This window comes from Neoroseomonas oryzicola (assembly GCF_012163135.1).
GTDB lineage: Bacteria > Pseudomonadota > Alphaproteobacteria > Acetobacterales > Acetobacteraceae > Neoroseomonas > Neoroseomonas oryzicola.
Genome location: NZ_JAAVUP010000002.1, coordinates 450,308 through 464,496 on the forward strand (window position 1 = coordinate 450,308; position 14,189 = coordinate 464,496).

General features: G+C 71.8%; 13 protein-coding genes. 5 read left to right on the forward strand and 8 right to left on the reverse strand.

Annotated features, from left to right (window positions below):
* The first annotated feature begins 47 nt into the window (after positions 1-47).
* The 3 genes from GWK15_RS08705 to GWK15_RS08715 all read left to right on the forward strand — a co-directional run bounded on the left by GWK15_RS08705 (position 48) and on the right by GWK15_RS08715 (position 3,885).
* Entirely contained in the window at positions 48-698 is a 651-nt protein-coding gene (locus tag GWK15_RS08705; RefSeq protein ID WP_168040897.1) for a glutathione S-transferase family protein, read from the forward strand.
* Between the two features lie 65 nt (positions 699-763).
* Positions 764-2,356, forward strand: a complete 1,593-nt coding sequence (locus tag GWK15_RS08710; RefSeq protein ID WP_168040898.1) for an ABC transporter substrate-binding protein — start codon at positions 764-766, stop codon at positions 2,354-2,356.
* A 71-nt stretch (positions 2,357-2,427) separates the two neighbouring features.
* A complete protein-coding gene (locus GWK15_RS08715; RefSeq protein WP_168040899.1) occupies positions 2,428-3,885 on the forward strand; it encodes a lipase/acyltransferase domain-containing protein in 1,458 nt (485 codons plus the stop codon).
* 18 nt (positions 3,886-3,903) lie between these two features.
* Here GWK15_RS08715 and GWK15_RS08720 read toward each other — a convergent pair whose 3' ends face one another.
* The 8 genes from GWK15_RS08720 to GWK15_RS08755 form a co-directional block, all read right to left on the reverse strand.
* Positions 3,904-4,875: a Bug family tripartite tricarboxylate transporter substrate binding protein gene (locus GWK15_RS08720; RefSeq protein ID WP_168040900.1), complete on the reverse strand. Its 972-nt coding sequence runs from the start codon at positions 4,873-4,875 to the stop codon at positions 3,904-3,906.
* A 22-nt stretch (positions 4,876-4,897) separates the two neighbouring features.
* Positions 4,898-5,788 (reverse strand): dihydrodipicolinate synthase family protein, encoded by an 891-nt coding sequence (locus GWK15_RS08725; RefSeq protein ID WP_168040901.1) that lies wholly within the window; start codon positions 5,786-5,788, stop codon positions 4,898-4,900.
* A complete protein-coding gene (locus GWK15_RS08730; RefSeq protein WP_168040902.1) occupies positions 5,785-6,942 on the reverse strand; it encodes a sialidase family protein in 1,158 nt (385 codons plus the stop codon). Before GWK15_RS08730 ends, GWK15_RS08725 begins: the two co-directional genes overlap by 4 nt.
* 1 nt (position 6,943) lies before the next feature.
* Positions 6,944-8,044, reverse strand: a complete 1,101-nt coding sequence (locus GWK15_RS08735; RefSeq protein WP_168040903.1) for an iron-containing alcohol dehydrogenase — start codon at positions 8,042-8,044, stop codon at positions 6,944-6,946.
* Positions 8,041-9,069 (reverse strand): 4-hydroxythreonine-4-phosphate dehydrogenase PdxA, encoded by a 1,029-nt coding sequence (gene pdxA / locus GWK15_RS08740; RefSeq protein ID WP_168040904.1) that lies wholly within the window; start codon positions 9,067-9,069, stop codon positions 8,041-8,043. The genes GWK15_RS08735 and pdxA overlap by 4 nt, the downstream gene beginning before the upstream one ends.
* Positions 9,066-10,151 (reverse strand): four-carbon acid sugar kinase family protein, encoded by a 1,086-nt coding sequence (locus tag GWK15_RS08745; RefSeq protein WP_168040905.1) that lies wholly within the window; start codon positions 10,149-10,151, stop codon positions 9,066-9,068. The genes pdxA and GWK15_RS08745 overlap by 4 nt, the downstream gene beginning before the upstream one ends.
* Positions 10,148-10,999 (reverse strand): IclR family transcriptional regulator domain-containing protein, encoded by an 852-nt coding sequence (locus GWK15_RS08750; RefSeq protein ID WP_168040906.1) that lies wholly within the window; start codon positions 10,997-10,999, stop codon positions 10,148-10,150. Before GWK15_RS08750 ends, GWK15_RS08745 begins: the two co-directional genes overlap by 4 nt.
* Positions 11,000-11,202: 203 nt before the next feature.
* Positions 11,203-11,889 carry an SDR family NAD(P)-dependent oxidoreductase gene (locus GWK15_RS08755; RefSeq protein ID WP_168040907.1) on the reverse strand — a complete coding sequence of 229 codons (687 nt, stop codon included), beginning with the start codon at positions 11,887-11,889 and terminating at the stop codon, positions 11,203-11,205.
* Between the two features lie 224 nt (positions 11,890-12,113).
* Between GWK15_RS08755 and GWK15_RS08760 the strand changes: the two genes are divergently transcribed.
* On the forward strand, positions 12,114-13,145 hold the full coding sequence (locus GWK15_RS08760) for an ABC transporter substrate-binding protein (protein WP_168040908.1): 1,032 nt from the start codon (positions 12,114-12,116) through the stop codon (positions 13,143-13,145).
* A gap of 11 nt (positions 13,146-13,156) precedes the next feature.
* Entirely contained in the window at positions 13,157-14,173 is a 1,017-nt protein-coding gene (locus GWK15_RS08765) for an ABC transporter substrate-binding protein (RefSeq protein ID WP_168040909.1), read from the forward strand.
* The last annotated feature ends 16 nt before the right edge of the window (positions 14,174-14,189 follow it).

Genomic DNA, 14,189 nt, shown 5'->3' on the forward strand with positions numbered 1-14,189 from the left:
CGGCCGCGTGCTGCGGCAGGCTCGCGGCCACTCGCATGGGACATCGCATGGGCAGCACCGTCACGCGTCGCCACCTCTATGGCTGGGCGACGCCGAACACGCACAGGGTCTCGGTCCTGCTCGAGGAACTCGGGCTCGACTACGGCGTGACCGGCGTGAACATCCGCCGGCGCGAGCAGTTCGCGCCCGAAATCCTCGCGCTCAACCCCTTCGGCAAGGTGCCGATCCTGCTGGAGGAGCATGCGGAGGGCCCGCCGCTCGTGCTGTTCGAGAGCGGCGCGATCCTGATCCACCTCGCCGAGGCGCATGGCCGCTTCCTTCCGGTCGATGGCCCGGAACGCGCGGCGACGCTCGCCTGGCTGATGGTCGCGCTGACCGGGCTCGGGCCCGTGACCGGCCAGGCGCATCACTGGACGGAACTTGCCCCCGAGAAGCCGGAGGCCGCGCGGGCCCATGCGCTGGCGCAGGTCGAGCGCGTCTATCGCCTGCTCGACAGCCGGCTGGGCGAGGTGCCCTACCTGGCGGGCGCCGCGTATTCGATCGCCGATATGGCGGCCTTGCCCTGGATCGGCCGGCATGGCTGGGCGGAGCGTCGGCTCGAGGACACACCGAACATCGCCGCCTGGTACGAACGGCTGATGGCCCGGCCGGCGGTCGCGCGCGGCCTTGCCGTACCGAAGGGCGCGGTGCTCGCCTGATGCGCCGCGTTGCCTTTCGCCCTGCTGCGACGAAGATGACGCCGAACGACCGAGGAGGCGCTGCCATGCGCATCGCGCGAACCCTGCTGATCGCACTGGCCGCGCTGCTCGCCGCGCCCGCCCTGGCGCAGACCGTGCCGCCCGAGCGCGTGCTGCGCATGGTGCCGAATGCGGACCTGCAGACGCTCGACCCGATCAACACGACGGCGGGCGTGGTCTCGAGCCACGCGCACATGATCTACGACCAGCTGTTTGGCCGGGACGAGAACCAGCGCCCGCAGCCGCAGATGGTCGCGTCCTGGTCGGTCTCGGACGATGCGCTCACCTGGCGCTTCACGCTGCGCGAGGGCCTGCTGTTCCACGACGGCGCGCCGGTGATGGCGGAGGACGTGGTCGCCTCGCTTCGGCGTTGGGGCGCGCGCGACCCGCATGGCCGGCAGATCATGGCCATCACCGAGGCGCTGACGGCCGAGGCCGATGGCCGGTCCGTCACCTGGCGCCTGCGGCGCCCCTACGCGCTGATGCTCGACGCCCTGTCGAAGCCGGCGGGCAACATGCCGGCGATCATGCCGGCGCGCGTCGCGGCGACGGACCCCTTCACGGCGATCACCGACACGACGGGATCGGGCCCCTTCATCTTCGTCCGCGACGAATGGGTGGCCGGCAGCCGCGTTGTCTACCGTCGCAACCCGGCCTATGTGCCGCGCGCCGAACCGGCGTCCGGCACCGCCGGCGGCAAGGTCGCGCATGTCGACCGCGTCGAGTGGCTCAACATCGCCAATGCCCAGACCGCGGTGCTGGCCCTGATCCAGGGCGAGCTCGACTACATCGAGAGCCCCGGCGTCGACTTCCTGCCCATGCTGCAGCGGCGCGGCATGCGCATCATCCGCACCAACACGCTCGGCGCGCCGGGCATGATCCGGATGAACCACATCCATCCGCCCTTCGACGACGTGCGGGCGCGGCAGGCGCTGATGCTCCTGGTGAACCAGGAGGAGATCCTGCAGGCGATGTTCCCCGATCCCTCGCTGTATCAGGTCTGCCACGCCTTCTTCGTCTGCGGGTCCCCGCAGGAGACGGATGCGGGCGTGCCGCCGGGCCTTGGATCACCGGCGGCGCGGGAACGCGCCCGCGCCCTGCTGCGCGAGAGTGGTTATGACGGCACGCCGATCGTCATCATGGATCCGACGGACAACCCCTTTGTCCATGCCGCGACGCTGGTGCTCGCCCAGCAGATGCAGCAGGTCGGCTTCCGGACGGATGTGCAGGCGATGGACTTCGCTTCCATGGCCGGCCGGCGCGCGAACCGGCGCCCGCCGAGCGAAGGCGGCTGGCATATCGGGCTGACCTTCTGGAACGGCCTCGGCGCGTCGGACCCGGTGGGCAACGTGCCGATGCAGGCCTCCTGCGAGCGCGCCTGGCCCGGCTGGCCCTGCGATGCCGAGCACCAGGCGCTGATCGACGCCTTCCCTTACGCCGCGACGCCGGCCGAGCGGCAGCGCATCCTCACCGCGCTGCAGGAAAGCGCCTACCGGATCGTGCCTTATGTGCCCTACGGGCAGTGGTACCTGCCTTCCGCGATCAGTCCGCGGCTGTCGGGCGTGCTGGCGATGCCGGGCATCATCATTGCGTGGAACGTGCGGAAGGCGGCGCGCTAGGCTGCGGCCGTAACCTGCCGGGCGCGCCGGGCGAAGACTTGGCGTGCCATACCATGGAGGAGGGTTCGCGCATGTCGTCGTCCGGATCCGCCTTCGCGCCGCCGCGGCGGGGGGTGCTTGCGGCGCTGCTCGGCGGCGCGGCGGGGCTGCCGTCCTGCGCGCCGGCCCCGACCGCCGATCTCGCGTTGCTCTACTCGCCCTCGGCCATGCATCACGGCATCGACCGCAATCCGGTGATCGTCATTCCAGGCCTGCTCGGCAGCCGGCTGAAGGACCCGGCCTCGGGTCGGATCGTCTGGGGCGCCTTCGACGGCAATGCTGCGGATCCGTCGACGCAGGACGGTGCGCGGCTCGTCGCGTTGCCTTTCACGGACATGATGTCGACGCCGGGCGCCGCGGTGCGGCCGGACGGCGTGCTGGACCGCGTGCGCATCCGCGTCGCCGGCATCCCGATCGCGCTGCAGGCCTATGCGGAGATCCTCAGCACGCTCGGGGTCGGCGGTTACCGGGACGAGGCGTTGGGCCTTGGCGGCCAGGTCGATTACGGCCGCGAGCACTTCACCTGCTTCCAGTTCGCCTATGACTGGCGGCAGGACAACGTGGTGAATGCGCGCCGGCTGGTGGAGTTCATCCGCGAGAAGCGCGCCTATGTGCAGGGCGAATATGCGCGCCGCTACGGCGCGCGCGACGTCGACGTGAAGTTCGACATCGTCGCGCATTCCATGGGCGGCATCGTCGCGCGCTATGCGCTGATGTATGGCGGCGCCGAGCTGCCGGCGGACGGATCGCTGCCGCCGCTGACCTGGGAAGGGGCGCGCCATGTCGGCCGGCTGATCCAGGTCGGCACGCCGAATGGCGGATCGCTCGACGCCTTCCGCGTGCTGGTCGACGGCCGCGACTTCGGGACGCCGATCGTGCCGCGCTACAGCCCGTCGATCCTCGGCACCTTCCCCTCGCTGTATCAGTTGCTGCCGCGGCAGCGCGCGCGGCCGGTGGTGGCCGATGGCGTGGCGATCGACCTGCACGATCCCGCGGCTTGGCAACGGATGGGCTGGGGCATTGCGAAGCCCGGCATCGACGAGGACCTCGCCGCCCTGATGCCGACGGTCGGCAGCGCCGAGGAGCGGCGCAGCATCGCCATCGGCCTGCAGGCGCGCCTGCTGCGCCGTGCGAAAGCCTTCGCCGCGGCGATGGACCGCCCGGCGCCGCTGCCGCCCGGGACGGAACTGATGCTCGTCGCGGGCGACGCCATGCCGACGACCGAGCGCATGAGCGCGGACCCCGCGACCGGGCGCATCACGCCCACCCGCACCGGCCCGGGCGACGGCGTGGTGCTGCGGGATTCGGTGATGCTCGACTTCCGCCAGGGGCAGGACCCGCGCGGCCCGGCCGTCGACAGCCCGATGGAACAGCGCCGCGCCTTGTTCCTGCCGCGCGAGCATCTCGAGCTCACGCGCGACCCGACCTTCCGCAACAACGTGCTCTATTGGCTGCTCGAAGAACCGCGCCAGCGCATGGCGCGGGCCTGAGCAGCCAGGAGGGCCGGGTCACTCCGGCTGGTAGTTCACGCTGCGGAGCAGCTCGCCGGCGCGCAGGATCTCGTTCGCGATGAACCGCCGGGTCTCGTCCGTCGTCTCGGTGACGGGCTCGAGGACCTGCGCCGTCAGGCGCTGCACGATCGCCGGGTCGCGCATCGTCTCCTGCATTAGGGCGTTGACGCGCTGGACGATGTCGCCCGGCGTGCCCTTCGGCGCCCAGACGCCGTACCAGGACTGGAACTCGAAGCCAGGCAGCCCGGCCTCGGTGAGCGTCGGCACGTCCGGGGCGAGGGGCGAGCGCTCCTTGGAGGCGATGCCGAGGATGCGGATGCGACCCTCGGTGCGATGCGGCAGCAGGTTGAAGGATGGGTCGATCAGCAGTTGGACGTTACCCGCCATCAGGTCCTGCAGCGCGGGCTGGGTGCCACGATAGGTCACCATCTCGATGTTCGCGCCGGTGCGGCGGTTGAACTCGATGGTCGCGAGGTGGCCCGCGGCGCCGAGCGAGGTGACCGCGATTGACCAGTCCCGCGGGCGCGCCTTGGCGGCTTCCACCACTTCGGCCAGCGTCCGCTGCGGTCGGTTGCCGGCGATGGCGAGCACCAGCGGCGCCTGCGCCGTGCGCGCGCAGACCTCGAGGTCCGTCTGCGGGTCGAAATTCGCGTTCTTCAGCACCAGCGGCATGACCGCGGTGTTGAAGGCCGAGGCGAGCAGCGTGAAGCCGTCCGGCGCCGCGCCAAGCACCTCGCGCGTGCCGATGAGGCCGGCGCCGCCGGTGCGGTTCTCCACCACGGCGGTGGCGCCGAGCTTCTCCTGGATGCGCTGCGCGGTCAGGCGCGCGAGCATGTCGTTCGCGGCCCCCGGCGGCCAGGGGCAGATCACGCGGACGGTGCGGCCCTGCGGCCAGGTGCCCTGGGCGCGAAGGGCGGGCGCGGCCAGCAGCCCGAGGGCGCCGGCGGCGAGAAGGGTGCGACGATCCATGATTGTTTCCTCCCGTATCGTGTCAGGCCGCGAGCATCGCGGCGGCTTCGTCGTTGGTGAGCGCGAGCAACGGTGGCCGCAGCCGGCGCCAGCCTGGCTGGCCCGTGCGTTCCGCGAGCATCGCCTTGAGCGAGGCGATCTGCGGGAAGCGGCTGACCTGATTTCGGGCCGCGACCACGCGCGCCTGCGCCGCCTCGACCTCCGCCGCGCGCGCCGGGTCGGCGTGGTGGCGGAAGATGAAGGCGAGGTCCGCGGCGACGAGGTTGGAGGTCGCGGTGATGCAGCCCGCCCCGCCTTCCTTCAGCAGCGGCAGCATCAGCGGATCCGCGCCAGCGAGCACCGAAAGACCGGGGAAGGTCTTCACCAGCGCCTTCATGTTCGCGAGATCGCCGGAGGAGTCCTTGATGCCCGTGAAGGTGCCGGGGTAGCGGGCGCGCAGGCGCTCGATCACCGGGAAGGTGATGGGCACGGCCGACATGGGCGGAATGTGATAGAGCACGACGCGCAGCCGCGGATCGGCGACGCGCTCGATCACCTCGGCATAGGCGGCGAAAAGGCCGTCGTCGCTGATGCCCTTGTAGTAGAAGGGCGGCAGCATCACGACGGTCGTCACGCCGCAGGACAGCGCATGGCGCGTCAGCGCGATGGTGTCGGGCAGCGCGGCGACGCCGGTGCCGGGCAGCAGGCGATCCGGCGCGACGCCGCCGGCGACCGTTGCTTCCAGCAGCGCCTGGCGCTCAGCGGTGGTGAGCGAGTTCGCCTCGCCTGTGGTCCCCAGCATGGCGATGCCGTCGCAGCCCTGGTCGAGCAGCCGCTTCGCATGGGCGACGAAGGCCGCGTGGTCGGGCGCGAGGTCGGCGTCGAAGGGCGTCAGCGCGGCGCTGAAGACGCCGGTCGGATGCAGCGCGGTCATGCGGAGGTGCCTTTCACCCAGGCCTCGCTGACCCGGACGTATTTGATGGCCTGGCGCCAGTAGGTGAAGGCCAGGTGCAGCGCGCCGTCGGGCGTCTGCAGGATGGAGGGGTAGGAGAACTCCCGGTTCAACTGGTCCTTGGAGTTGTTGGTCAGGCAGTAGCCGTCGCCGACCTCGACATCGCGGCGATGCGGCCAGGTGCGGCCGCCATCCTCGGAGATCGCGATGGTCATCGGGGCACGCGGCGCGCCCCAGAAGGCGCTGCGCGCGCCCGCGGGCGCCTCGGCCGGCAGCTCGCCGCCGATGTCGTCGTAGAGTGAGAGGCGGCGGCCCGTGGCGTCCGCCGCGCTCGAATGGTTGTAGGCGATGGCGACATGGCCGCTCGCCAGCACCGTCGCCTGGATCGAGGAATTGTTGTTCGGCAGTTCCGTGGGTTCCGGTGCCGACCAGTTGATTCCGTCCGTCGAGCGCGAGGCGTAGACGAAGTCCGCCCAGCGGCTGCGATAGACCGCGAGCATCGTCCCATCCCGAAGCGGCAGGATGTCCATGTGCACGCAACCGGTGCTGCCGGGCACGTCGTGCGCGGTCCAGGTCTTGCCCTCGTCGCGCGAGACCATCACCAGCGCGGTGTCGTCATCGCCGCGCCAAGCCCCGGCAGGCGGCGTCGGGCACAACCATGCGGGCAGCAGCCACTCGCCCTTGGGCGTGACGATGATCGGCTGGCGGATGAACAGGCCCGGGCGGTCGAGCAGCGTCCCGATCGGACCCCAGGTCGCGCCGCCATCGTGGGAGATGCGCCGGCGCACGATCGCGGTGTCCTGGTGCCCTGAGACCTGCGCGGTCCAGAGCAGCCACAGCGCGCCGTCCGGCGCCGTGAAAAGCAGCGGGTTCTGCTCGGACCGCGCGGGATCGTCGGACAGGCGCACCGGATCGCTCCAGCGATCGGCGCCGGGCGCGAGGCGGGAGAAGTGGACGGAGATATCCGGCACGCCTTCCTGCGTGCCGCCGAACCAGACGCAGCCGAGGTCGCCGCCGGGCAGCACATGCAGGAACGCCGCGTGGTTCTGGACGCAGGGCGTGGGGATGAAGCATTCCCAGCGCCCGGCATCGCCGGCGACGGGGGCGAGCACCGGCGGCTTCGCGATGACGTTCATCTCAGTAGGCCCTCCGGTAGAGCGCGAGGATCTCGGCCTCGGAGATGTCGCGCGGATTGTTGTCGAGCAGGCGGCGGATGGCGTGCGCCTCCTTCGCCATGACAGGCAGGTCGGCCTCCGGCACGCCGAGGCCGGAGAGGCCCATCTCGATCCCGAGCGCGGCGCACCAGGCGTAGGCGTCCTTGGTTCCGAGGGCGGAAAGCACCGCCTCGGTCTTCTCCGGCGCCGCCGGCGCGTTCCAGGCCAGGGTGTGCGGGAAGATCACCGCGCAGGCGAGGCCATGCGCGACGTGGTGCCGCGTGCCGAGCGGATAGGCCACCGCATGCCCCGCCGTGGTGTTCACCGGCCCGAGGCCGTAGCCGCCATAGAGCGAGGCCAGCGCCAGGCCGGCGCGCGCCTCGCGGTCGGCGCCATCCTTCACGGCGCGCGGGAGGTAACGGCCGACGAGCCGGATGCCTTCCAGCACATAGAGGTCGATCGCCGGATGCGCGCGCCTGCTGGTGAACGCCTCGACGCAATGTGCCAGGGCATCGACGCCCGTCGCCGCGGTGACGGCGGGCGGGACGCTCAGCATCAGGTCGGGGTCGATCACGGCGAGGTCGGCGAGTATGTGGCGGCTCTGCACCGCAAGCTTCGCCTGGGTCGCGGGGTCGGTGATGAGGGAACGCGTGCCGGCCTCGCTGCCGGTGCCCGCGGTGGTCGGCACCTGCACCAGCGTGACGCGCCGGCCGTTCACCTTCTCGGGGCCGACGACGTCGTGGATCGTCTGCCCGCTGCCCGGCAGCACTGCGACCAGCTTCGCGAGATCGAGCGCGCTGCCTCCGCCGAAGCCGATGACGAGGTCGGGCTTCACCCGCGCGGCGATCGCCAGCGCTGCGTCGAGGTTGGGGATATCCGGCTCGGGCTTCACCTCGCCGAAGACGGTGACCTCGCCCTTCAGGCCGAGCGCGTCGATGCGCGCGGCATTGGTGCGGCCGGCGATGACCAGCACGCGGTTCAGCCTGCGCTCGGCTGCCCACTGACCGACCAGCGGCGCGAGGCCGGGGCCGAACTCGATGCGGTTGGGGCGCAGGATCTCGATGGGGCGGAGCAGGTCGGTCATGCTTGGGTCCTGTGGGCGGCGAGCGCCTCGGCGTATTCGATGGCTTCGATCAGGCTGCGCTCGCTGGCGATGCCCTTGCCGGCGATGTCGAAGGCGGTGCCGTGGTCGACCGAGGTGCGGATCACCGGCAGGCCCAGCGTGATGTTCACGCCCGACAGCGCATCCCACTTCCCCGTCGTCGGATCGACATGGAAGCCGAGCAGCTTCACCGGGATGTGCCCCTGGTCGTGGTACATCGCGACCACGGCGTCGAACTGCCCGGCGCGTAGCTTCACGAAGACGGTGTCGCCCGGCACGGGGCCGGTGACGTGCATGCCGTCGGCGACGGCCTTCTCGATCGTCGGTGCGACGACGTCGATATCCTGTCGGCCAAACAGCCCGCCTTCGCCCGCATGCGGGTTCAGCGCCGCGACGGCGATGTGCGGGCGTTCGATGCCAAGGTCGCGCAACGCCTGGTGCGTCAGGTCCAGCACCAGCCGGATGCGCTGCGGCGTGACGCGCTTCGGCACGTCCTCGAGCGCGCAATGCGTGGTGACGTGGCTGACGCGCATGTTGCCGTGCGCGAGCAGCATGACGCTGCCCTTCACGCCGGTCAGCTCCGCCAGCATCTCGGTATGGCCGGCATAGTGGTAACCGGCCTTGTTCAGCGCTTCCTTGTTGAGCGGGGCGGTGACGATGGCCCCGATGCGCCCCGCCTGCGCGAGCCGCACGCCGCGTTCCACCGCCAGGTAGGCGAGCCGCCCGCCATCTTCCGTCAGCATGCCCGGCAGGATCGGCGCGCCTTCCGGGCCGGCCTGCAGGAAGGCGAGGGCGGGCCAGTCGCCGTCCTCGGTCACTTCCGGGATCGGTGTGCCGCCAACCAGCGCGCGCGCGCGTTCCAGCGCCGGGCCGGAGCCGATCACCAGCAGCCGCAGCGCGCCTTCCGCGATGCGCGGGGCAAGTGCGGTGCAGGCCTTGACGATGATCTCCGGCCCGATGCCGGCGGGGTCGCCCATGGTGATGGCGAGGTGACGAGGTGCGGTCATGCGCTCTGCCGTTCCGTGATGAATCCGTTCCGCGCGAGCAGGTCGCGCCACAGCCCGTCGCCGCCGAAGGCGCCGGATTTCGAGACCACCGCGACGCCGTCCCAGCGCCCGCCCAGCAGGACGGAACGCGGCACGCCGGGGCCGACGAGGCCCGTCGCGGCGAGCCCGTTCGCGCCGAGCGCGTCGCAGACGGCGCCGAGGGTCTCCCCGCCGGCGACGATCAGCGTGCCGGGGCGCGGGATGCTGGCGAGCAGCCGCGCGAAGGCCTGCGCGATGCGGTGCGCGGCGTCGCCGCGCGCGACGCCTTCGGGCAGCGCGATGCTGTACAGCGCAGCGCCCCGTACGGGCATCGCGGTCTCGCTTTCGCCAAGTTCGATCCATGCGTCGCCGCAGGCGGCCAATTGCCGCCGCGTCACCGCCTGGTCGGATCCAAAGAGGCCGAGCACCGGTCCGCGCAGCGTCGTGTCGGCCGACGTGGGGGCGTCTTCCGCCAGTGCGCGGCCGAGCCCGCCGCTGCCGCACCACAGGACACGTCCGGATGCGCTGCGCCCGCAGGCGACGACGCGGCGGAGGTCGTCCTCGGTCGCCGCATCGAAGACGGAGACGCCCGGCGGGAGCGCGGCCGCCGGATCGCCCGCAACGGCCGCGAGGCCTTCCGCCGCCAGCAGCCTCGGCAGGGCCTCCGCGACCGGCTGCCAGGCATCGCCCTGCCGAGCGAACTGCCGCCCGCCGCGCGTCACGCGGGCCTGCGCGGGGAAGGCCGGAGCGAGAACGACATGACGCCACGCGCCCGTCGCGATGCAGGCCGCCAGCTCGGCCATGGGATGGCCGCGCAGCAGGCTGTCCAGCTTCTTGAACGCGATGTCCGCACCCGCGAGCAGCTGCGCCGCGGCGGCGACGCGCGACCGCGCGGCCTCGCGCGAGGCTTCGCGCGATGCTGTCGCGATGGCGAGGCTCCCGGCCGCATGCCCGGGCACGTCCCGCCGTACCGCGACCGGCCCGCACAGCGCCGCGAATTCCGCCGCGGTGTCGAGCGCCCCGGTCAGGTCGTCGGCGATCAGGCGCAACACAGGTTGCGTCATGCACGCCCCCGCGGCACGCGGATGGCGCCAAGCGACAGCCGCACGCCCTCCGCCAGTTCGGACGCGATCCGTAGCGCCACCGGCGCGGCGCCGGCGACGAACTCCGCCACGGGCATGCGCGTCGCGGCGATGGTCAGGCTGACGCCCGCGACCGGGCGCCCATCCGCATCGAACACCGGCGCCGCGACCGTGCGAAGGCCATAGGCGTTCTCGCCGTCCGAGACCGCGAAGCCGCGCGTGCGGACCTCGGTCAGTCGCGCGAGAAGGTCGTCCATCGAGATCAGCGTGCGCTCGGACAGCATCACGCGCTCGACCGCCTGCAGTTCGGCCACCTGCTCGGCGCGCGGCAGCCAGGCGAGGATCGCCTGGCCGAGTGCGGTCGCATAGGCGCCGACGCGCGTGCCGGGGCGCCGTTCGACGCCATGGCGGTCGAGCCCCGCTTCGACGCGCGCGAGATAGACGACCTCGCCACGATCCAGCACGCCGAGCGAGGCCGCATCCGCGATGCCGGGCACGACCTCCCGCAGCAGGGGCGTGGCATGGGCCGGCAGGTCGCCGGCGGACAGCGCGGAATAGCCGAGCTCGAGGCAGCGCAGCGTCAGCCGATACCGCCGGCTGCCCGGCACGGCCCGCATGTAGCCGAGATCGACCAGCGTATGGACGAGGCGGAAGGCGGTGCCGCGGTCGAGCCCTGCGCGCGCGGCCACTTCCGCGGCGGTCAGTTCCGCCGCGCCAGGCCCGAAGGCCTTCAGCACGGCGAAGACCTTCGCCACGGACTGGACCTGATTCTTCGGGTTCGTCCCTGGCGTCGATACCTGGGCGACCTCGGCCGCGCTGCCTTCCGGCACGGTTTCCTTCCCTTTCCCGGCCCGCGCTTCCGGCGGGCCTTTTCATTGAAGTTCGTAATCCGAACATATGTTCGGAATGTCGTCATGACTAGGCGACCGGCCCTGCCCGGGTCAAGGACGAAAGCGGGGCGTCAGGCGGGGACCCGCCGTCATGCGCCAGCCCCGTCAGTCTGCTCGGATGGGTGGCCCCGGCGATCGTTCGCTCAGAGCGAGGCGCCGCCGCAGATGACGATCTGCTGGCCGGTGATGGCGCCGGCCTCGGGGCCGAGCAGGAAGGCCGTGGTTGCGGCGACTTCCTCCGGCGTCACCAGCCGCCCGATCGGCGGCATCTTCGACGGCGTGCCGGCGCGCGCTGGGTCGCGCAGCATCGGCGTGTCGGTCGCAGCGGGGGCGACGACGTTGACCGTGATGCCGCGCGGCGCCAGTTCCTGCGCCCAGGCCCGCGCCATCGCCACCAGCGCGGCCTTGGTCGCGCCGTACTGGCTGCGGCCCGCCACGCCCGCCGCCGCGCGGCTGCCGATCAGCACGATGCGCCCGCCGGACGCCATGCGCGGCGCCAGCAGGTCGGCCAGGCGGCTCGCCGCATCGACATGCAGGCGCCACAGCGTCGCGCCCACCGCGGGATCGAGCGCGCCGATCACGGCGCCGCGCATCAGCCCCGCGGCATGCACCAGCGCGTCGGGCGCCAAGCCCTCGACCGCGGCGGCGAGTGCGTCCCCGTCCATCAGGTCCACGGCGCGATGCGCGTAGCCCGGTTCGGACCGGCCCGGATCCGTCCGGCTGAACCCGGTCACGCGCCAACCTTCCCGCAACAGCCGCGCGGTGATGGCGGCCCCGATTCCCGAACTCGATCCGGTGACGATGGCGTGGCGCGGCGCGGGATCGGTCATGGCGAGGCCTCGGAGGTCGGGCGCGCAACCTGTCGCCTTCGCGCCGCCGCGTCGAGCGCCGCAAGGCCCGTCTGCCGCGTCGCGCCCCCGCAAATGCCTGGAACGGCAAGCTTCTCGCCTTGCCGGGCGGTTCGGGAGATGACATTTTCGTGGCAATTCAATGACAGGTCCGGGGCGCCTGCCGAGTCTCCCCTGGCCCAAGCCTGCACGAGGGAACCCGCCGCATGCGCCTCCAACACGCTGCCGCTGCGCTGATCGCAGCGGGCTGCGCCTTCGCCGCGAACGACGCCGCGGCGCAAGGCACGCTCAACCTCTACTGCTCGGTGCAGGTGGAATGGTGCCAGGCGATCGCCACCAATTTCCAGCGCGACACCGGCATCCGCGTGAACATGACGCAGCGCGGCTCGGGCGAGAGCCTCGCCGCCATCCGCGCCGAGGGCCAGAACCCGCGCGCCGACGTCTGGTTCGGCGGCACCGGCGACCCGCACCTCGCCGCGGCGGAGGACAACCTCACCCAGGCCTATGAGAGCCCCAACAACAGCCAGCTGCAGCCCTGGGCGCTGCGGCAGTGGGAGCAGTCGGGGCGCCGCGCCATCGGCGTCTACGCCGGCGCGGTGGGCTTCGGCTACAACACGGAACTGCTGCAGCGGAAGGGGATCGAGCCGCCGCGCTGCTGGTCCGACCTGACGGATCCGCGCTTCCGCGGCGAGATCCAGGTCGCCAACCCGAACTCCTCCGGCACCGCCTACGTCATCATCGCGACGCTGGTGCAGCTGATGGGGGAAGACCAGGCCTTCGAGTACATGCGGCGCCTGCACCCCAACATCAATTCCTACGCGCGGTCCGGCACCGGCCCGATCAAGGCGGTGGCGCGCGGGGAGACGGGCGTCTCGCTCTCCTTCGTGCATGACGCCGTGACGGAGCGGAACGCCGGCTTCCCGGTCTCCTACACCACGCCCTGCGAGGGCACGGGCTACGAGATCGGCTCGATGTCGATCCTGCGCGGCGCGCGCAACCTGACCCAGGCGCGTCGATTCTACGACTGGGCGCTGACCGCGCCGGCCCAGCGGCTCGGCTTCGAGGCCGGCGGCCAGTTGCAGACGCCGTCCAACCGCTCGGCGCCGCTGCCGCCGAATGCGCCGGACCTCTCGCAGATCCGCCTCATTGAATACGACTTCGCGAAGTACGGCCGCGCCGCCGAGCGCCGCCGCCTGATCGAGCGCTGGGACCGCGAGGTCGGCAGCCTGCCGCGCTGAGGAGCCCCGCCATGATCCTGCACCGCATCGCCGCGACCGGCGCCCTGTTGCTCTCCCTCGCCGCGCCGGCAGCGGCGCAGGGCACGCTGAACATGCTCTGCGCCCCGCAGGCCGATTGGTGCGAGGCGATCGCCGCCGGCTTCCAGCGCGAGACCGGCATCCGCGTGAACATGGCGCGCAAGTCGGCCGGCGAGATCCTGGCGCAGATCCGCGCGGAAGCCGCCAATCCGCGCACCGATGTGTGGTTCGGCGCCTCGGCCGAGACGCACATCTCCGCGGGCGACCTGCTGCAGCCCTACACCTCCCCGAACATGGCGCAGCTGCAGCCCTGGGCGCGCCGGGCGCATGAGGCCTCGGGCGGGCGCTGCGTCGGCGTGTCCTCCGGCGCCATCGGTATCGCCTACAACACCGAGGTGATGGCCCGGCGCAACCTGCCCATCCCGCGGTCGTGGGAGGAGCTCGCCGGCCCCGCCTATCGCGGTGAAGTGCAGCTGCCCAACCCGAATTCCTCCGGCACCGCCTACACCATCATCGCGGGGCTCGTGCAGCTGTGGGACGAGGACCGCGCCTTCGACTACCTCAAGCGGCTGAACGCGAACGTCAACGCCTACACGCGGTCCGGCGCGGCGCCGATGCAGGCCGTGGCGCGCGGCGAGACGGCGCTCGCGGCGTCGTTCAACATGGAGACGGCCTCCATGGCGAATGCCGGCTTCCCGATCGAGATGGTCTATCCGAGCGAGGGCACCTCCTACGAGGTCGCCTGCCTGTCCATCATCCGCGGCGCCCGCAACCTGGCGCAGGCTCGGCGCTTCGTCGACTGGTACCTGACCCCGGCGGCGATGGACATCGGCATCGCGGCGAACCAGTTCCATGTGCCGGCGCATCCCGGCGCGGCGCCGCATCCGCGCATCCCGGACCTGACCCGGATCCGGCTGATCGACTACGACTTCGCGAAGTACGGCGATCCGGAAGTCCGGCGCCGCATCCTCGCGCGCTGGGACCGCGAGATCGGTTCCCTGCCACGCTGACAAGAAGAAACATCCG

Excerpts from the sequence above, each read along its gene's own strand:
- GWK15_RS08755 (WP_168040907.1), bottom strand. The coding sequence starts at position 11,889 with ATGACCGATCCCGCGCCGCGCCACGCCATCGTCACCGGATCGAGTTCG.
- GWK15_RS08765 (WP_168040909.1), top strand. The coding sequence starts at position 13,157 with ATGATCCTGCACCGCATCGCCGCGACCGGCGCCCTGTTGCTCTCCCTC.
- GWK15_RS08715 (WP_168040899.1), top strand. The coding sequence starts at position 2,428 with ATGTCGTCGTCCGGATCCGCCTTCGCGCCGCCGCGGCGGGGGGTGCTT.
- pdxA (WP_168040904.1), bottom strand. The coding sequence starts at position 9,069 with ATGACCGCACCTCGTCACCTCGCCATCACCATGGGCGACCCCGCCGGC.
- GWK15_RS08735 (WP_168040903.1), bottom strand. The coding sequence starts at position 8,044 with ATGACCGACCTGCTCCGCCCCATCGAGATCCTGCGCCCCAACCGCATC.
- GWK15_RS08710 (WP_168040898.1), top strand. The coding sequence starts at position 764 with ATGCGCATCGCGCGAACCCTGCTGATCGCACTGGCCGCGCTGCTCGCC.
- GWK15_RS08745 (WP_168040905.1), bottom strand. The coding sequence starts at position 10,151 with ATGACGCAACCTGTGTTGCGCCTGATCGCCGACGACCTGACCGGGGCG.
- GWK15_RS08730 (WP_168040902.1), bottom strand. The coding sequence starts at position 6,942 with ATGAACGTCATCGCGAAGCCGCCGGTGCTCGCCCCCGTCGCCGGCGAT.
- GWK15_RS08720 (WP_168040900.1), bottom strand. The coding sequence starts at position 4,875 with ATGGATCGTCGCACCCTTCTCGCCGCCGGCGCCCTCGGGCTGCTGGCC.
- GWK15_RS08725 (WP_168040901.1), bottom strand. The coding sequence starts at position 5,788 with ATGACCGCGCTGCATCCGACCGGCGTCTTCAGCGCCGCGCTGACGCCC.
- GWK15_RS08705 (WP_168040897.1), top strand. The coding sequence starts at position 48 with ATGGGCAGCACCGTCACGCGTCGCCACCTCTATGGCTGGGCGACGCCG.
- GWK15_RS08760 (WP_168040908.1), top strand. The coding sequence starts at position 12,114 with ATGCGCCTCCAACACGCTGCCGCTGCGCTGATCGCAGCGGGCTGCGCC.